Below are 18070 nucleotides of genomic sequence, written 5' to 3'. Positions count from 1 at the left end.
TCGATACCCTTACCGTACCATAGTCTCGTATGCTTGTATGGGGATTGTTTTATTTAAAATATTCATGCCTGATTTTCGGCTACAGAGCAGACCAAACCAAGCTATAATCAGAGTATCATTCAGGGATTGAGGAACAAGCATGATCCAGGACGAACGCACGAAAGACTACTATCAGGCGCTGATCGAGAAGAACACGGAATACGAAGGGATCTTTTACGTCGGGGTGAAGACAACCGGTGTTTTTTGCCGCCCAACCTGCCCCGCGCGTAAGCCAAAGTTTGAAAACTGCGAGTTCTATGAAACGGTTCAGCAAGCGCTGCTAGCCTCCTATCGTCCGTGTCAGCGCTGCCGACCTTTGTCGCATCCGAATCACATCTCGGAGATTGTGCAAATGCTTGTGGAAGCCGTAGAGAAGAATCCGGAAAAGCGCTGGAAGGGGCAGGATTTCAAGGCCCTCTCCATCGACGAATCCACGGCGCGCCGCCAGTTCAAAAAGCGCTTCGGCATGACCTTTGTGGAATATGCGAGGGCCCGCAGGATGGGTCTCGCTCTAAAAAGCATCCGATCGGGGGAGAACATCATTCAGACACAATTGGCTTCTGGCTACGAGTCCAGCAGCGGGTTCCGGGATGCCTTCTCGCGCATCATGGGCGCGCCTCCCACTCTAGTGGAAAATAGCTTGGTCCTGAAAGCATCCTGGCTGGACACTCCGCTTGGTCCAATGTTGGCTATCGCGGACGAGACCCAGCTCTATCTCCTGGAATTCGTCGACCGTCGCGGGCTGGAGCGCGAGGTGGAGCGCCTCCGGCGAAAGACGAAGGCTGCGATCGTTCCCGGCCAAACCGAGCCGATCGTCTCCATTGAACAGGAGTTGGCCGACTATTTCAACGGTACGTTAACCGAGTTCAAAACTCCCCTCTACCTCTTGGGATCTCCCTTTCAGAAGAGCGTCTGGACTCAACTCATGAGCATCCCGCCCGGCGAAACCCGCTCTTATGCGGATCTGGCTCGTGCCCTGGGGAACCCAAACGCCTTCCGCGCTGTCGCTCAAGCCAACGGCGCCAATCAGTTGGCTATCGTGATTCCCTGCCATCGCGTCATCAACTCGGACGGAGAATTAGGCGGATATGGAGGCGGAATTACCCGAAAACAGTGGCTGCTCACGCATGAAAAATCTTAAGTGCACGCGAGGAGACAACGGCATCGATCGCCAGGCGAATAAGCAAAAACGCCGTAGATCCTGCCTAAGGATTTACGGCGCAACCTCGCCAGACTCCTATCACGATGACCCGCCCAATTGAGGCGGGTCATCTCCTTTCCTTTGGCGAATGCCCATGGCTCTCCCTAAGAGACTCAATGAGCCGGGAATAGTCACGGTACCGTTCCTCCCACTTCTCGCGCCGACCTTCGAAGGTTCGACCCTCCAGCAAGGCAGCGATGACATCCAGGCAGACGTCCCAACCGGCGAGATCCTTCGGAGTGTGGTTCGTTAGCGTTCCCATCGTCTCGATCAGGAACAGACGGCATCCATCAGACTCGGGAATCAGCTCGAAGCAAACCTTGTCTTCTCCCCACGTGTACTCCAGAATCGAAAGCGGGACAAGTGCCAGAATGTCCATCTCCACGAAGGAGCCGTCGCCCATATCAAAGCGGATAACCCCGCCTTCCCGCAAGTCGGCCACATTTAGCTCGGAGAACCACTGCTTTAATTTGTCGTTATCCACCAGATAGGACCATACCTCTTCAACCGAATGCTTCAGGCGCCGCTCAAACCTGGCGACGTACCCCTCTTCCGTTTGCTTTACCACTGCAAGCATGTTTTTCCCTCCTATCGATTATCCTTGCTGACAAGCCACTGCTTTCACCAACATACCCAGAGCATAGGGGTTCCTGCGCTCATAGAAGAAGGTCATACAAAGGTATGATTTGGTTCACCTCTGGCTCTATGATCGTAATCATGCTCTATCCCTTTGATAAGCAAATGTCTTATGATAGAGAATACCAATAGCTGCAGCCAAGGAAGAGAGAACGTCCCGGACAGCAGTTGGATGCTTAGAATGCATGGAGGATTTGTTTATGAAATGGAGATCGTTATCGCTTCTGATTATGAGTTTATTATCCCTTATCCTGTTATCGAGCTGCAGAGGTGTCGAGAGTGGCTCCGAGAGCTCGTCTTCTTCAAAGCCGAACTCCTCTCCCTCATCCCATGAGCTTTATCTCGCGACGGACCTTCATTACTTGGCTCCTTCTCTCCATGACAACGGGAAGGCTTTTCAGGAGTATATCAAGAACGGCGATTCCAAGCTGTTGAATTACTCCGACGAGCTGGTAGAGGCTTGGGTCCATCAAGTCATTCAAGACAAGCCCAAAGCGGTCGTCCTGAGCGGAGACCTTACGAATAACGGCGAGAAAGCCAGTCACGAACAGCTTGCCAACAAGCTCCAAGCCATCAAGGATGCCGGAATCGGTGTCTATGTCATCCCGGGAAACCACGATATTTCAAATCCATGGGCCAGAAGCTTTAAGGACGATAAGCAAATCATCACCGACTATATATCCCCGCAGGATTTTGAGGATCTGTACGCCCCCTTCGGTTACCAGGATGCGGCCTCCCGTGATGAAAGCTCCCTCAGCTATCTAACCAAGCTATCGGACGAGCTTTGGCTGCTTATGCTGGACACAAGCGATTACAAGCAGAACGTCGAGCTTGGAGCTCCGGAAACGGGCGGGTACCTGTCCGACTCCACCCTCCAATGGATAACCGAGCAGGGCGCATTAGCGAAGCAAGCCGATGCCCATGTCATCGCCGTGATGCACCACAATCTCATCGACCACAGCGAATATTCGTTCATGGGCTTCACGTTAACGAATGATAAGAAAGCCTTATCCGTGCTCAAAGATGCCGGTATCAAGCTCGTCCTGTCCGGGCACATCCATCTTCAAGACATTCGTTCCAAGGATCAAGTCTATGATATTGCGACAAGCGCCTTTGAGGTCTACCCGCACCAATTCGGGGTTCTGGATTATTCCTCGACCGCTTCCACCATCGAATACCACACCGAGCCTGTCGATGTAGAAGGGTGGAGCAAGGCAACGGGAAACACCAACCGGGATCTGCGTCATTTCACGGACTTCTCCACCGCATTCTTTCGCGATAGCTCGTACGGCAAAGCTTATCGTTCTCTCGAATCCAAAGGATATACCGAAGAGGAACGTCAAAGCATGGCGAATGTGATGGCCGACGTGAATCTCCATTATTTTGCGGGCACGACAACCGAGATTGATCCAAACGTTCTAAACTCTAAAGGGATGGAACTATGGAAGAAGGCCGACTCGCAATTTCTAAAAAGCTACGTCCTCAGCATGATCAAGGAACCGAAAGAAAACAATCATCTGGTTCTTCCCTTATCTCCGGATCATTGATCGGGGCAGGCTTTAGGATCATGCGCTATGCGATGCTGCTTTGGGCAACGCCAAGCGAAACACCGACCCCTCGGATGAGCTGCTGACAAGCGACAGCTCGCCTCCCTGCGCACGGGCCAGCAGTTGGCTGTAGGTCAAGCCAAGGCCGAGGCCGCGCGTCCGGAGCTTCTTGCGCTCTCCTCGGTAGAAGCGCTCAAAGATATGCGGCGCCTCCTCCGGGGAGATCCCCGTTCCGTTATCCGCAACGTCCATGAATGCTTGATTCCCCCGCTCCACTACGCGGACGCAGATGCTCGCGGCACGATCCGATCGCACCGCCTGCCGAGCGTTGTTCAGCAGATTGACGAGGATCTGCTGAACGCGCAGCGCATCGCCGATGCCATACACGGCCGTATGAGGCAGGTCGAGCGAGACGGCAGCGTCCGGCAGCTTGTTCGTCAGCCCCCATTGATAGACGATCTCCGAGACGAGAGCACGCAGCTCCAGTCGTTCGCTCGCGACCTTCACGCTTCCGGCCGACATCGCGTTGTAGTCGAGCAGGTCGGATACCATGCGTTCCAAGCGTCCGGATTCCTGGAGCGCAATGTCGAGGAATTCCTTCGCCTCCTCTTGCGGAACCACATCGTCCCGCACCGCCAGGAGCAGTCCCTTGATCGAGGTGACGGGCGTCTTCAGCTCGTGCGTCACGCCCGCGAGCGAAAGCGTGCGCCATTCTTCGAGCTGCTTCAGTCGGCTTGCCATATCCCCGAAGGAATCGACCAGTTCTTGAATCTCCCGCTCCTTCGTCTTCACATCGAGGCGGATGTCGTATTGCCCGCTGCGGATGAGATTGGCTCCCTCCGCCACCTGCCGAATGGGACGGGCCAGCTTGCGCGACAGCAGGTAGAGCGTGAGCCAGCCCGACAAGATCAAGGTAGCGAGCAGAACGCATACGATCGCCACCTCGTGGGGACTTGCGGCAAGCGACCGCTTGGACAGCAGGAGCGTCACCTGCCCGAGCCGCTGGTCGCCTGCCATAACAGGCGTCGTGAGCGCTTCGGTGCCGGGTTCTCTCACCTTCGTTAAATCCTCATTCATTCGCTTCGCCAACTGCTCCTGGGTTATGCCTGGCATCGAGAACAGGAGCTTCCCGTCCCGATCCGCAATAAATAAGCACAGCTCACCCTGAAAGTTGAAATAGTTGAGACGGCTCGCTACAAGCCTCTCCATGGAGGACGGAATGACAAGCCGCCCATCATCAGACACGACGTTGTCGGCGATCTCTTGGCCGAGCAGCCCCGCCGTTTTGAGTCGGCTGTCCGTCGCTGTCGCGCGAATCCAATACAAGGAGCTCACCGCGATAACGGTAAATCCGACACACAGGATAATAAAATAACGAACCGTCCAGTAGGTGAGGATGGACGTCAGCTTACTCCGTTTTATTCTCCGATCCAAAATTGATACCCCGTTCCCCGCAGCGTGCGGATCTCGCCCGCCTCCGCCGACCAGTGCGTGAGCGACTGGCGCAGTCGTTTGATGGACAGGTCGACCGCTCGGTCGCTTCCGTCGTAATCCATGCCCCACACCTGCTCGATGAGCTGCTCCCTCGTATAAATGCGGTTTGGATGCTCCGCCAAAAACAGCAGGAGCGACAAATCCCGCGGGGTCAAGGAGACCTCCGCCGCATTCAAGTACACGGATCGGGAGGCATAGTCGACCAGCAGGTTCCCGAAGAAGCGCTTGCTGTCCCCGTCTGTCCAATGCGGCCTTCTGCGCAGCACCGCCTGCACCCGAGCGACGACCTCCTCCGGCACGAACGGCTTCGTCATATAGTCGTCCGCTCCGCCGTTCAGTCCGCTGAGCCGATCCTGAAGCTGGTCGCGAGCGGTCAGCATGATGACCGGGCACGGACTCTTCGCGCGAATCTGCTTCAAGAGCTCCCAGCCGTCCATGCCGGGAAGCGTAACATCGAGCAGCACCAGCGAGTAGTCGCCTTCTTCGAACTGCCGAATGGCCTCGATTCCGTCGGCCGCCCGGCTGACGAGAAACCCGGCCTTCTTCAAATAAGCGGCCAATACGCGCGAGATGGCCTCTTCGTCCTCTACGATCAGAATCGACTTCATGACGTTCCGTCACCCCCTTTTTCGCATGTTCGTACTGCTACTTTTACATAAGGGAAAGCTCGTCGCAAGGGGATTAACCGATTCGGCTGCTAAATTTTTGTTTGACATCTTCCTGACATTTTCGTCTGGTAGGCTTGGGTTCAAGCTCTTCTCATCACCAAAAAACAGATAGAAACAGGAGGAAACCACTGTGAAGAAAAAAGCGAAGCTATGGCTCGCCTCCGGCATCATCGCCGTTGCCGTGTTGGGCGGAGGCGGGTATGCACTGATGAATAATTATGTTGGCAACAACGTTGAGATCGAGTCGGTCATTCCGTCGAGCTCCCCTGCAGCCGCTTCTCCGGCGGCAAGCGCCGATGCAACATCGGAAGCAACCGGCGCCGCCACCGGCGAGCAGTTGAACGGAAAGTGGGCGATCGCTGATTCGTCGAACGTCTACTTCTCCGTCACCACCTCCAAGGAGACGGTCAACTTCGTCGACAAAGCCGTCAGCGGCGACTGGGCGCTGAATGTCGATGACCCCTCCCAGACGTCCGCGACCGGGACGATCGACATGACGGTCATCGATTCCGGCAACTCGCAGCGGGATGAGCATGTGAAGAGCGCGGATTTCTTTGACGCGGGCCAGTTCCCGCAGGCAACCTTCACCGCCACCGCCTTCGAGGGCTTGCCAGGTGAGTGGACCGAGGGAACGGCCTACGACTTCACCATGAAAGGAACGCTAAACGTCCGCGGTATCGACAAGGACGTCACCTTCGCGAGCAAGGCCGTTTACAATAAAGGACAGCTCCTGCTGTCGGGCACGACCACCGTCACCTTCGACGACTTCGGTATGAAGAACCCCCACAGCGTCGTGCTGTCCACTGAAAACGACGTCGCAGTACGCCTCGAACTGGTTCTGGATAAATCGTAATGGATGGACGCAGATGAACAAAACGGATCGCTCCTCGCTGCAGACTGCTGCAGACAAGGGCGATCCGTTTTCGCCTCCGGCGATCCATCCGGCAGGCGAGTTGCGCCTTCGAAGATGACATCTGACTGCATAGGGTCGGTTGGGTTATACACCGTGAAGGCTTCCCACTCTTCCTCGCTTACGGTATCAAAGTCTTCCTTCGCGTTTTCCAAGCTGTACGTTTCGATCCACTCGGCAATCTGTTGCTGTTCCTCCGCAGTCAGTGGCGTCGTGCGTGTCGCGCTGTAATAAAGAGAAGTGCTCATCTCGAACATCCTTTCTCCAACAACTTTAAGTGTTCAATCCCTCGATTGCAGCAAATTCTTCATCCAAGATGGAATATTGATAAGCATCATGCCATATCGGTTTTCCATCATCCGTTTTTTTAAAGAAAGCGGGTTTTCGAAAATGTCCCCCCCTTCTCATCGAAAGTCGTTCCATTAGCCTCCAGGAAGATGTATTGTCAGGGTTGCATCTTGCCATGACCCGATGAGCTCCCATTTGCTCGAAAGCATGCTTCAGCATTCGGTTGCAAGCCTCATGCGCATAACCTTGTCCCCAATAGGCCGTGTTAAAGACATATCCGAGCTCCCAAGTTAAGAATGGGAGAGGCTCTTGCTGTTTGAAGTATAGATTGCCAATGAGTTTATGATCGTTTTTTCGACACACCGCCCAAAAGGCTTCATTCTGCGAACGGCTGACGGCTTCTTTCCTGCAATCCTCTTCGCTGAAGACACCATAGGGTTCATATTGGACAACCGCCTCTTGCGAAAGATACTCAAACAAGTCCTTCCAGTCGTCTTCACGAAACCTTCGGATCACCAATCGGTCTGTTTCTAGAATCACCACTACATGGCTCCCTTCTATCTCACTTGCCCCCGATGAACGGCATGGCAGACTGCCAGCGAAATGCCGTCCGGATCGAAAATCCACTGCTCCCCTTCATCCATACTCCCCGCTTCTCACGCTCCGGCTCCGTCAGCTTGGCGAATAGGGTCAAGCGCAGCTTTGCCCCGCCGTAACGGCCCTTACCAGCTCGAAAACGGATTGCTCTTCCATGTCATTCTCCCTGTGCATGAAAATGACGGCCCCGAAAAACGAGGAATGTCATCATCTTACCTGCTATTGAGCCGAGTATCCACCATCAATAATCAGCAATCCGTCATTGAGAAAAAGACAGCCCTGCCATACGGCGGGCTGCCTGTCGGTTGATGGGGGCGCTCCCCCTTACGGATGAATAGCGGTCTTTATCTCCTGCTCCCCTCCTTCAGGAGTTAGGCCAAGCGGCTGGACGATGGAGTCGTGAATGTCGTGCATGGCCTCCGGATGAGCCAGCAGGGACACGCCGTACGAAGGAATCATTTCCTTCAGCTTCGGCTCCCACGCCGAGATATGCTCCGGGAAGCATCTCGTGAGGACCTCCAGCATAACGGACACAGCGGTGGAAGCCCCCGGGGAAGCTCCGAGCAAGGCGGCGATCGAGCCGTCGGCAGCACAGATCACCTCCGTGCCAAATTGAAGTGTTCCTTTGCCGGCCGCCGTATCCTTAATGATCTGCACGCGCTGGCCCGCCATCAGCAGATCCCAATCCTCGTTTTTGGCGTTCGGAACGAACTCCCGCAAAGCATCCATGCGTTTTTCCTTGGACAGCAGCACCTGCTGGATGAGGTAAGTGGTGAGGGCCGCGTTTTTCACGCCTGCCGCGAGCATCGTGACTAGATTGTGCGGCTTGACGGAAGTGATCAGATCGAACACGGAACCAAATTTGAGAAATTTGGGCGAGAACCCGGCAAAAGGCCCGAATAGCAGCGATTCTTCCTTATCGATCACCCGGGTATCCAGATGGGGAACCGACATGGGAGGAGCGCCGACCGGAGCCTTCCCGTACACCTTGGCATGATGCTGGCTGGCAAGCTCCGGCTTCCGGCAGACCATAAACAGTCCGCTTACCGGAAATCCACCGATCCCTTTCCCTTCCGGGATTCCGGATTTTTGCAGCAGATGGAGGCTGCCTCCCCCGCCGCCGATGAAAACGAACTTTGCCCGGTGGCGCTCGATGGTGCCTTCGGCATTCCGCACCTTCAGCTCCCACAAGCCATCGCGGGTGCGCTCCATATCCTTCACATGATGCTGAAACCGGATATTGACGTTATTCTCGTGCAGGTGGGCAAACAGGATGCGAGTTAAAGCACCGAAGTTCACATCCGTCCCTGAATCGATTCGAGTGGCTGCAATCGGCTCGTTCACGAGCCGGTCCTTCATCATCAGCGGAATCCATTCCGCGAGCTTAGCCGGGTCATCGGAAAATTCCATTCCTAGAAACAGAGGATGACTTGAAAGCGCTTTATACCTTTTTTTCAGAAAGGCAACCGCTTCTTCCCCTTGCACAAAACTCATATGCGGCACCGGCGCGATAAAATCCCGAGGATTCTCGATCAGGTTGCTTTTCACGAGGTAAGACCAGAACTGCTTGGAGATCTGAAACTCTTCATTCACCTTGATCGCCTTGCTGATCTCCATGGACCCGTCCGGCCGTTCGACCGTATAGTTCAGCTCGCACAGAGAAGAGTGCCCCGTCCCCGCGTTGTTCCATTCGTTCGAGCTTTCCTCCCCAGCCTTGGCTCGCCGCTCAAACACAGTAATCTCCCAATCCGGTACGAGTTCCTTCAGCAATGCCCCTAACGTCGCACTCATGATCCCGGCACCGATTAAGATCACGTCGGCATTCTTCTGTTGGGTGCTCATGTTTCCCGCCTCCTACCCTACAGTTTGAAGACACGCTCAAGAAGGATGTTCGCGTTTCTACTTAGATTATATTCCTTATTATATTTGAACCATACTAATCACAGCAATGGAAATGAGCCCCCGACAAGAGATGGCGGAGAGGTCTTACTATCAATTGTTATTCCTCGCCAACGACTAGAATTCCCGCTTGACACGAACCGTTTACACTTGTAAACTAACGATATCGTTTACGATCGTAAACAAAATGACAGAAAAAGGGTGAACGAGATGAACGAGACCCCACGCATTACCGAAGCCGAAAGCGAAGTGATGAAGCTGCTATGGCAGGAGGAGCCTTTGTCCGCTAACGAGATCATTTCCAAGCTGACGCAGCAGATGCAATGGTCCGATCAAACGATCAAGACCTTCTTGAACCGACTGCATAAGAAGAACGCCATCCGATTCGAAAAGTCCGGCCGGAACTACCTGTATTATCCGCTGGTCTCGCACGATGACTACTTAAAAACCGAGAACCGATCCTTCCTAGACCGAGTATACGACGGGGCGGTCGGAATGCTCTGCGCGAAATTTCTCCAGGAAGAGCCGCTCTCCGAGAAAGATATTGAAGAGCTCCAGAAGATCTTAGAACAGAAGAAGAAAGCATGAAGCACCTGGAAGCGGCTTTTACACTCCTGTTTACCGCATCGCTGACAGCGACGATTATCCTGTTGCTGCTGCTCCTGATTCGGAAGCTGGTTCAGAATCGTCTAAGCCCGAGAGTCATATCGATTTTATGGCTTCTGGTCTTGGTCAAGCTGCTTGTCCCCATCGCCCCGCAGAGCTCCGTCAGCTTGTTTAATCTGGTTCCGCAGGGGCTTCCGATAGAATGGAATTTCCATCAGAGGGATGCTCTTCTCGACGGTTCATCGACCTCCGACTCCCGATCGGAGATCACCGTCACCCATAGCGAAGGGGACAAGCTGCTTCCAGGCCCAGCCTCAAACCCGACAGATGAACCCAATCCTGCCGTCGAAAACTCGTCTCCTCCGAATGCCCTTGCAAAAGCTATGGATGGAGCGAATGGGCTGACGATCGGCTCGCTTGTCTGGCTGGTAGGGCTTCTCGGTTTCGCCGGATATTATCTGGTCAGCGCGATGACCTTCCGCGTAAGAATTCGTGAGTCACGCAGGCTTGACAACCCGGAGGCGCTCACCGTTCTTGAGGCATGCAGGAAGAAGTTGAACCTTCGAAAGGCAATTCCCATCTATGAAACTCGCCTTCTCCGCAGTCCTTGTCTTTATGGCTTGCGCAAGCCCAGAATTTATCTGCCCGAAGATCTGGTTGCGATTGCCGATTCCAAGCAATTGACGCACATCCTGCTGCACGAGCTGGCCCACTACAAGCGTAAGGATCTATGGTTCAATTCCCTGTGGGCGCTGTCCATCGGTCTGCATTGGTACAACCCGTTTGTTTGGTTCGCAGCCAAGAAGAGGAAGGCGGATGTCGAGGTCTCCTGCGATGCGAGCGTGCTGGAAATTCTGGGCGAGCGAGAAGCTTCAGAGTACGGAGGAACCCTGCTTATGCTCTCGCGGTTTGTTTCCCGCGGAGTCTCCTCGCGGATGAGCCTGTCGCATTTCTTTGAGAAACCAAATGAATTGAAACGGAGAATCACCATGATCGCCAAGTTTAAAAAAGGCTCGTACAAGCTGTCCATCGCAGCGATTGTTCTGGTTCTTTCCCTCGGCGCGGTCTTGCTCACCAATGCGAGCGAGGCCGCAGAGGGCGCCGATTCAAGCATAGGGAACCCGATAGGGGCCAGGAAGACGGGGGATTCCTCCTTCATGCTCGTTCGACTGAACGACTTCTCCAAATGGTTTCACGATCTGGACCGGGCGACCGATTATTCCGGATTCGACTTCAAAGTACCGGACTATCTGCCGGAAGGTTACCGACTTCAAAATGTGGATGTGGACGAAAAGTACGTCAAGCGCATCGACAATTTGGTCTTCATCACGTTTGTATCGAATTTCGGACAAGAGGACGAGCATATCATCGAACTGGTCGCCTCAAAGGGCAATCTGCTCGAAACACACGATTTGGTATGGGGAACGGGGAATATCGCCCCGTATTCATGGGGAGCCGCTCTCCCTCTCGCCTACCGGCATGACCCCCTGACGCTTGGCGATATCCAGGGCATCTTGGTCACCCAAACCCAAGCCTACGAACACCACGAGTCAGAGACGGCCAAGAGCTTCGTCTGGCAGGACGAGGGCGTCTGGTATGCGATCAATTACTACAGCGAGAACCATACCTTAAAAGAAGGCCATCCGCTGCACAGGAGAAATATCACCGAGGACGAGTTGGCGAAAATCGTGGACTCTTTCGCCTTCCCACAGCAGATTCGGCATGTTCGTTACGACGGGGAAGGAAATTCGTTCCCTCTGTACGATGAGACGGATTTGCGGAGAGCCAAGGACATTCTCGGCTTTAAGGTGAAGTTCCCTCTCGACCTACCCGATACCCAGCTTACGCTGATCAACTCGGTCTTGCTGAGGAAGGACGATCAGAACACCGGGTATTCGTTCCGACAAGCTGCCGACGCCTTATGGAACAGTTATCGCGCGCCGTATGATTCCACCGACTATGAGCTGAATGATGAGCTATCGCTTTACCAGAGCCGAACGCCGCTGTTCGATACGGCCAAGCTCTCGGTCATTCGCAAGCTGGAGATCGACGGCATCGAGATTTCGGCTTACGCCGACAACGATCATGTCTATTACGGCCCCCTCTATCTCGACAGCAACCAATCGAAGGTCAGAAGCCAAACCTACTACTTGTGGAAGCAAAATGACATCTATTATACCGCCGTCTGCCTAGGCATGGACAAAAACCAGGAAGAACTCCTGAAGCCTTTGGTCCTCGCTCCCGTTCAATAAAAGGAGGAGAGAAACCCTGAAGCTCCCTTGGAGTAGGCGGAGAAGAGAACCTTGGGTCCTCCCGGTTCCCCTCCACCCAATCCCACGCAAGTCGTAAGCAATAGAAAAAGCCGAACGCATCTCCAGGGAAAAAACCTGGAATTGCGTTCGGCTATTTTTTGAGTGTGGATCCTAATAGGCCTCTCTCAGCATCATCAACTCGGGCGTACCCCTTGTGGGACTGACCCTTGCTCCATTTACAGCGCCTGCAGGCCAAAATGCGCCACAAACAAGAGCGAAATGAGATAAAACAGCGGCTTCACATCGCGCCGCTTGCCCATCGCGAGATGGAACAGCACGTAGCTGATGAAGCCGATCGCGATTCCATCCACGATGCTGTGCATGAGCGGAATGAACGCGATGATGAAGAAGGCGGGCAGCCCTTCCTCCAGCTTGTCGAAGGAGATGTGCCGAATGGACGGCATCATCAAGCCGCCGATGAAGATGAGAATCGGCGCGACCGCCTGATCGGGCACGAGCGTAATGACCGGCATCGCGACCAGCGAGACCAGGAACAGGACGCCGGTCACCATCGAGGTGAGCCCGGTGCGGCCTCCGGCCGAGATACCGGCGGCAGCCTCTACCGTGGAGACGGTCGGGCTTGTCCCGAGCAGGCCGCTCAGCAGCACCGTGAACGAGGTCGCTTGCATCGAGCGCCGGAAGCGCTCCGGCTTGCCGCTCATCTTAAGCTGAGCGTTCACAAGCCCCACACTTTCAAACACAAGGACAAGCGTCATCGAGAAGACGGCGACAAGGAGTGTCGTGATGGGCAGTCCTTTGAACGAAAACTGGCCGAACACTTCTCCGTAAGCCGCCCACGGCGAGCCGCCTTCCAGACCAGTCGCCTTCGCAGGAACGACTCCGAACAGGTAGGCCAGCACCGTTCCTCCGAGGATCGCCAGAAGAAGGTTGCCCGGTACCTTGCGCATGTACAGGATACACGTGAGTGCGAGCGTCGCGAGCGTAACCAGCACGCCCGGGCTCGCAAACGATTGGACGGCGATGATGGACGCTCCGTCCGAAGCGATGACCCCGCCCTTTTGCAGGCCGATGAGCACGAGCAAAAGCCCGATGCCGACCGAGATGGCTTCCTGAAGCGACGCCGGGATGGCCGTGCGCAGCTTCTCGATCAGGGAGGTCAGGCTCACGGCGAAGAAGCAGATGCCGGACAGAATGACCACGGCCAGCGCCTGCTGCCAGGTCATGCCCATCCCTTGCACGAGCGTGTACGTGAACATGGCGTTGATGCCCATTCCCGGAGCGATAATCAGGGGAGCTTTGCCCCACAGCCCCATGAGGAAGCAGCCGACCGCCGAAGCGAGAACCGTCGCAACGATGCCGGCTTTCTGAGGAATGCCGGCATCCGCCAAAATGGAGGAATTGACGATAATGATATAGACAATCGCAAAAAACGATACCGTACCTGCCAAAAGCTCCTTCCGCCAAACGCCGGCAGTCGAGCGAGAAGCCGGTTTAGGCGCAGGGGTGTCCTTCGTGGGAGACGGTATCGGGTTGTTCCGGTGGACCAACAGAATACCACCTTTTCATTAGCCCCTCACCCTACCCTTTGCATAATTGAACAAAGATAGACGGCAATAAGCCGTCCATAGAGGTATTGTATCATAATTCGACGGGAAATGTCCTTCAGGCTCTTCGCTCCGAGATTTGATCTCCTTAAAAGCGGGAGGTTCCCGAATCTTACGGTTTTGACGGGGGAGCTTCTTTCATCGGAAGCCGGTTCCTTCCCTCCGTAACCCGGGCAGCATCGGCTTTCGCTATCCCCTCCCGGCTTGCGCTTCCGATCGACGGATCGATGCGGGTGAAGAAGGAAACGAGCAGCATGATCGCGCCGTTGCTCAGGAAGATCGCTGCCAGCCCGATTGCTCCGCCGATGCCCCCGAAGACCATCGGGGCGAAGAACTGCAGCACCCGGTTGATGGATACGCGCAGTCCGAGAATTTCCCCATGACGCCTCACCGGGCTCAGATCGAGGGCGTAGACCATACTCAGCGGCTGTCCGATCCCCAGGCTGGCCCCCATCACGGCAAGCAATACGCCGAGCCAAACCGGCAGCTCCGTCAAGGAGATCAGCATATAGGCGGAAGCGGCGACAACCAAGGTACCGGTCATCACCCGGCTTCTTCCCAGCCAGCGGATGATCGGATACTGCAGGAAGCGAACGACCAGCGACATGAGCGAAGAGATGGACAAGGCAAGCCCGATGGAGCTGGAGGTCATTCCGATGCTGGTGCCGTATAGCGGGAAGTAAGCGGTGACCAGCTCCTTGGAATACAGCACTACTCCGCTGATCAGAATCGCATTGCGCAAATTTACGTCACGCAGCAGCTTCCAGATCGGCTCGACGCGGCCCGCCTCCGATTCTGCCGCCGGATCTCCCCACTGCCAATCCTTTTTCTTCAACAGCAGCCCCAGCAGAATCGCTAGGAGAGAAACGAATGCCGATACACCGAACGCCCACTGAAATCCGAAATGGGCATAAGTAAAGCCGCTTACCAGCGGCCCGAGCATTTCGCCGATTGCTCCCGAGAGGCTGTGCGTGGCGATCAGCCGATCCCGTTCCCCCGGCATGTTCCCCACTGTTTTCTGAATGGACAAGACGATAAATAGCTGTGAGAAGCCCAGAATGATCTGCGAGAAAAACAGGGCGGGGAGCGTTGGAAACAGAATGGGAACAAGAAATCCCGTTAACAGGCCGCCGCCGCCGATGTAGACCATTTTTCTCGCGCCGATCCGGTCCACCCATCTTCCCGTGCGAGCGGCGATCATCATGGGCAGGAACGAATAGGATGCGACCAGAATGCCGATGATCGCCGAGGTGAACCCCAACTGCTCCGAATAAATCGAAACAATCGGGCGCGTTGCCGCAATGCCAAAGGTGTGAAGCGTGTTGATCAGCAGCATGATAAAAAAAGCCATATGTGACGTTCACCAACCTATTAGGATCGCGCAGGGCGATCCGGATCACATCGCTCTCCGTTCGCTTCCCACTTCAGGATATAGGACGCAGGAAACAAAATGCCCGGGCTCGACCTCAACCCGCTGCGGCATTCGGCTTGCGCAGCTTTCGGTGGCAAACGGACAGCGCGTACGAAACCGACAGCCGGAAGGCGGATTGAGCGGACTTGGAAGCTCCCCGATCAAACGGAAGTCGTCGAGCTTCCGCTTGCCCACCTCCATGGATGGCGCGGAGTTGAACAAGGCCTGCGTGTACGGATGATAGGGATTGTTAGCTATTTGATCGGCCGGCCCCTGCTCCACGACCATGCCCAGGTACATGACCATCACTTCGTCGCTCATCATCTGCACGACGTTCAGGTCATGGGAGATGAAGATCATCGACAGATGAAATTCCTGCTGCAGCTCACGGAACAGATTCAGCACCTGTGCTTGAATCGATTTGTCCAATGCCGATACCGCTTCGTCCGCGATCAAGATCTTCGGCTCCAGCACCAGAGCCCGCGCGATGGCAACGCGCTGCCGCTGGCCCCCGCTCAACATCTGCGGATACCGCTCCGCGAAGCTGCGGGGAATGCCGACCGCATCCAGATAACGATACGCTTGCTTTCGGCCCTCGGCCTTCGACGCCCCGTTGACCCATAGGCTGAAAGCCACGTTATCGAGCAGGGTCATCTTCGGATTGAGAGACGAGTACGGGTCCTGAAACACCATCTGAATATCTTTCCGGTAGTCGTTAAACTGTGATTTGGACAGCTTCAGCAGGTCCCTGTCCTTGTAATGAATCGCGCCGCCGTCCGACTCGATAAGCCGAAGAATCAGCCGCGCCAGCGTCGATTTCCCGCATCCAGACTCCCCGACAATGCCGAAGGTTTTTCGTGCCGGCAGGGTGAAGGACACGTCGCTCACAGCCGATACCACATGCTTCACCTTGCCGGCGAAATTTTTGGTCTTAAACGTCTTGGATACCTGATTCACTTCCAAAATGGCAGCTTCGCTGTTCACGGCAGCACGTCCTTCCCGTTGGAATCACTTCACCTGCAGAGCGTCGCGGATGCCGTCCGCGCACAAATTGATGCATAGAGAGGTCAAGAAGAGGAAGATCCCCGGCACGATCGTCAACAGCGGATCGACGAAGACCAGCTGCTTGATACTGTTCAGCATCACGCCCCACTCCGGTGTCGGCGGCGCCACCCCGAGGCCGAGAAAGCTGAGCCCGGCGGCGATGACGATCCCGATGGAGATCTGGCTGGAGGAGTAGACGAACAGCTCGCTGAACACGTTCGGGACGATGTGGTGCCGGATCACTTGCAGCGAGTTAGCCCCGCTCGATTTGGCCGCTTCAATGAATTCCTGATTACGGATTCGCTTCACCGCCGTCTCGAGAACCCGCGCCACCGGCGGAGTGAACACGATCGAGATCGCGATCATGATGTTGATGATCCCTTGCCCGAGCGCAGCCGAGACCGCAATCGACAGGATCACGGCGGGGAACGCATAGAAGATATCGAGCGTTCGCATGATGACCGCATTGACGATCCCGCCGTAATATCCGGCGATAATGCCCAAAGCTCCACCGGCGATCGCCGCTACGAGAACGGGCAGAAACCCGGCCAGCAGGGTCATTCGTCCGCCGTACAAAATACGGGTGAGCATGTCCCGGCCCTGTTCGTCGGTGCCCAGGAAGTGTCCCGGCGTTCCGATCGGCTGAAGCCTCTCTCCGATCTTCCCTTCCAGCGGGGAATACGGGCTGATCCAATTGGCGAGGGCAACAGACAGAACGATCAGCGCGAGAATGACGAAGGAGATCATGGCAACCTTGTTCTTGGCAAAAGCTCTCAAGGCTTTGCGGTAAAATTTCTCTTCCCTCACCACCCCGGATTCAGCCGGAGCGAGGGGCACAACTGCGGTGACTTCACTGCTCATCGACGTCATAACCTCCTTTCATCACGTACGCCATCAAGCCTTCTGCACTCTCGGGTCCAGCAGTGCGTGCAGCAGGTCCACGACAATGTTAAGCACGACGAAGAATATCGAGATCAACAAGATACCGGATTGGATAATGGGATAATCCCGCTGACTGATCCCTTGATAGATGAGCTGACCCAACCCCGGCCAAGAGAACACCGTTTCAACCAGAATCGAGCCGCCCAAGAGAGAGCTGAATTGCAGCCCGGCGATGGTCAGGATGGAAGGCGTGGCATTTTTCAGCACATGCAGCAGGATCGTCGAGGTTTTCGCGCCCTTCGCCCTCAGGGTCAGGACAAATTCCTCATGCAGGAGATCGTACACGCTGCTGCGGATCATCCGTGTCATCACACCCAAGGTCACCATCCCCGAAGCGATGGACGGCATGATCATGTGGCTGAGCAAATCCCAGGTTCCTCCGGCTCCGCCGATCGCCGTCTTGCCCATGGGAGGCAGCCAGCCCAGCGCTACTCCGAAGATCCCCATCAGAATCAGACCGCCCCAGAAATTCGGGACGCTGATTCCGAAGATGGCGATGATATTGCCCAGGGAAGCCAACCACGACTTCGGCTTGTAGGCCGCCAGGAACCCTAAGAGAATGCTGAAGATGAAAGCGAAGGCTGCAGCACCGAGGGCAAGCAGCAGACTATTAGAGAAGGCCTGAAAGAGCAGCGAATTAACGGAGGTTGACTTAACGAGAGAGCGGCCCATATCTCCGGTCAACAAATCCCCGAGCCATCGGAAATATTGAATGTACAGCGGCTGGTCCAATCCCAGCTCGGCGATCAGCCTGTCCTTCACCTCCTGCGAGGATTCGGGAGGAACCAGAGCGTCCACCGGGCTACCGGGGACGATCTGGATGATGAGGAAGACGACGAGCGTTACGCCAAACAGGGTGGGAATCATCAGGAGAAGCCGCTTCATCAGAAATCCAAGCATCACTTCACCTC

The 18070-nt window shown here is 55.3% G+C and carries 16 protein-coding genes; 5 read left to right on the top strand and 11 right to left on the bottom strand.

Annotated features, from left to right (window positions below; genetic code table 11):
- Positions 1–139 precede the first annotated feature (139 nt).
- Complete coding sequence (locus tag BN2684_RS02940) at positions 140–1180, top strand: bifunctional transcriptional activator/DNA repair enzyme AdaA (protein ID WP_058300686.1); 1041 nt, start codon at positions 140–142, stop codon at positions 1178–1180.
- 127 nt (positions 1181–1307) lie between these two features.
- Here the strand turns inward: BN2684_RS02940 and BN2684_RS02935 are convergent, their stop codons facing one another.
- Positions 1308–1817: an SRPBCC family protein gene (locus tag BN2684_RS02935; RefSeq protein WP_058300685.1), complete on the bottom strand. Its 510-nt coding sequence runs from the start codon at positions 1815–1817 to the stop codon at positions 1308–1310.
- A 259-nt stretch (positions 1818–2076) separates the two neighbouring features.
- Here BN2684_RS02935 and BN2684_RS02930 point away from each other — a divergent pair, with 259 nt between their 5' ends.
- Positions 2077–3423: a metallophosphoesterase gene (locus BN2684_RS02930; protein WP_058300684.1), complete on the top strand. Its 1347-nt coding sequence runs from the start codon at positions 2077–2079 to the stop codon at positions 3421–3423.
- An 18-nt stretch (positions 3424–3441) separates the two neighbouring features.
- Here BN2684_RS02930 and BN2684_RS02925 read toward each other — a convergent pair whose 3' ends face one another.
- Both BN2684_RS02925 and BN2684_RS02920 read right to left on the bottom strand, forming a co-directional pair.
- Complete coding sequence (locus BN2684_RS02925; protein WP_058300683.1) at positions 3442–4857, bottom strand: sensor histidine kinase; 1416 nt, start codon at positions 4855–4857, stop codon at positions 3442–3444.
- Positions 4842–5525, bottom strand: a complete 684-nt coding sequence (locus BN2684_RS02920) for a response regulator transcription factor (protein WP_058300682.1) — start codon at positions 5523–5525, stop codon at positions 4842–4844. The genes BN2684_RS02925 and BN2684_RS02920 overlap by 16 nt, the downstream gene beginning before the upstream one ends.
- Positions 5526–5715: 190 nt before the next feature.
- On the opposite strand from BN2684_RS02920, the gene BN2684_RS02915 reads away from it, so the two are divergent.
- Positions 5716–6438, top strand: coding sequence for a YceI family protein (locus BN2684_RS02915; RefSeq protein WP_058300681.1), 723 nt, complete (start codon positions 5716–5718; stop codon positions 6436–6438).
- Between the two features lie 330 nt (positions 6439–6768).
- Here BN2684_RS02915 and BN2684_RS02910 read toward each other — a convergent pair whose 3' ends face one another.
- The 3 genes from BN2684_RS02910 to mqo form a co-directional block, all read right to left on the bottom strand.
- Positions 6769–7326, bottom strand: coding sequence for a GNAT family N-acetyltransferase (locus tag BN2684_RS02910; protein ID WP_234340140.1), 558 nt, complete (start codon positions 7324–7326; stop codon positions 6769–6771).
- A 19-nt stretch (positions 7327–7345) separates the two neighbouring features.
- Positions 7346–7477, bottom strand: coding sequence for a hypothetical protein (locus BN2684_RS25155; RefSeq protein WP_262360858.1), 132 nt, complete (start codon positions 7475–7477; stop codon positions 7346–7348).
- 227 nt (positions 7478–7704) lie between these two features.
- Positions 7705–9222 carry a malate dehydrogenase (quinone) gene (mqo, locus tag BN2684_RS02905; protein ID WP_058300680.1) on the bottom strand — a complete coding sequence of 506 codons (1518 nt, stop codon included), beginning with the start codon at positions 9220–9222 and terminating at the stop codon, positions 7705–7707.
- A gap of 267 nt (positions 9223–9489) precedes the next feature.
- Between mqo and BN2684_RS02900 the strand changes: the two genes are divergently transcribed.
- Together BN2684_RS02900 and BN2684_RS23780 are read left to right on the top strand one after the other, a co-directional pair.
- Entirely contained in the window at positions 9490–9867 is a 378-nt protein-coding gene (locus tag BN2684_RS02900; RefSeq protein ID WP_058300679.1) for a BlaI/MecI/CopY family transcriptional regulator, read from the top strand.
- Complete coding sequence (locus tag BN2684_RS23780) at positions 9864–12137, top strand: M56 family metallopeptidase (RefSeq protein ID WP_082651716.1); 2274 nt, start codon at positions 9864–9866, stop codon at positions 12135–12137. The genes BN2684_RS02900 and BN2684_RS23780 overlap by 4 nt, the downstream gene beginning before the upstream one ends.
- 236 nt (positions 12138–12373) lie before the next feature.
- Here the strand turns inward: BN2684_RS23780 and BN2684_RS02890 are convergent, their stop codons facing one another.
- From BN2684_RS02890 to BN2684_RS02870, 5 genes are all read right to left on the bottom strand, one after another.
- Positions 12374–13705: an NCS2 family permease gene (locus BN2684_RS02890; RefSeq protein WP_058300678.1), complete on the bottom strand. Its 1332-nt coding sequence runs from the start codon at positions 13703–13705 to the stop codon at positions 12374–12376.
- 169 nt (positions 13706–13874) lie between these two features.
- Complete coding sequence (locus tag BN2684_RS02885) at positions 13875–15113, bottom strand: MFS transporter (RefSeq protein ID WP_058300677.1); 1239 nt, start codon at positions 15111–15113, stop codon at positions 13875–13877.
- Positions 15114–15158: 45 nt separating this feature from the next.
- Positions 15159–16157: an ABC transporter ATP-binding protein gene (locus tag BN2684_RS02880; RefSeq protein ID WP_199825292.1), complete on the bottom strand. Its 999-nt coding sequence runs from the start codon at positions 16155–16157 to the stop codon at positions 15159–15161.
- 24 nt (positions 16158–16181) lie between these two features.
- The gene (locus tag BN2684_RS02875; RefSeq protein ID WP_058300676.1) at positions 16182–17078 is read right to left on the bottom strand and encodes an ABC transporter permease; all 897 of its coding nucleotides are present in this window, start codon (positions 17076–17078) and stop codon (positions 16182–16184) included.
- A 33-nt stretch (positions 17079–17111) separates the two neighbouring features.
- A complete protein-coding gene (locus BN2684_RS02870; protein WP_058300675.1) occupies positions 17112–18059 on the bottom strand; it encodes an ABC transporter permease in 948 nt (315 codons plus the stop codon).
- Between the last annotated feature and the right edge of the window lie 11 nt (positions 18060–18070).

It is taken from the genome of Gorillibacterium timonense (genome assembly GCF_001457415.1).
Classification (GTDB): domain Bacteria; phylum Bacillota; class Bacilli; order Paenibacillales; family NBRC-103111; genus Gorillibacterium; species Gorillibacterium timonense.
The sequence above is the reverse complement of the archived record's forward strand: the minus strand, read 5'-3'. Positions and strand labels throughout refer to the sequence as shown.

What these genes read in the sequence shown, in the direction of transcription:
- BN2684_RS02940 (WP_058300686.1), top strand. Translation starts at nt 140, where the DNA reads ATGATCCAGGACGAACGCACGAAAGACTACTATCAGGCGCTGATCGAG.
- BN2684_RS02935 (WP_058300685.1), bottom strand. Translation starts at nt 1,817, where the DNA reads ATGCTTGCAGTGGTAAAGCAAACGGAAGAGGGGTACGTCGCCAGGTTT.
- BN2684_RS02930 (WP_058300684.1), top strand. Translation starts at nt 2,077, where the DNA reads ATGAAATGGAGATCGTTATCGCTTCTGATTATGAGTTTATTATCCCTT.
- BN2684_RS02920 (WP_058300682.1), bottom strand. Translation starts at nt 5,525, where the DNA reads ATGAAGTCGATTCTGATCGTAGAGGACGAAGAGGCCATCTCGCGCGTA.
- mqo (WP_058300680.1), bottom strand. Translation starts at nt 9,222, where the DNA reads ATGAGCACCCAACAGAAGAATGCCGACGTGATCTTAATCGGTGCCGGG.
- BN2684_RS02900 (WP_058300679.1), top strand. Translation starts at nt 9,490, where the DNA reads ATGAACGAGACCCCACGCATTACCGAAGCCGAAAGCGAAGTGATGAAG.
- BN2684_RS23780 (WP_082651716.1), top strand. Translation starts at nt 9,864, where the DNA reads ATGAAGCACCTGGAAGCGGCTTTTACACTCCTGTTTACCGCATCGCTG.
- BN2684_RS02885 (WP_058300677.1), bottom strand. Translation starts at nt 15,113, where the DNA reads ATGGCTTTTTTTATCATGCTGCTGATCAACACGCTTCACACCTTTGGC.
- BN2684_RS02875 (WP_058300676.1), bottom strand. Translation starts at nt 17,078, where the DNA reads ATGAGCAGTGAAGTCACCGCAGTTGTGCCCCTCGCTCCGGCTGAATCC.
- BN2684_RS02870 (WP_058300675.1), bottom strand. Translation starts at nt 18,059, where the DNA reads ATGCTTGGATTTCTGATGAAGCGGCTTCTCCTGATGATTCCCACCCTG.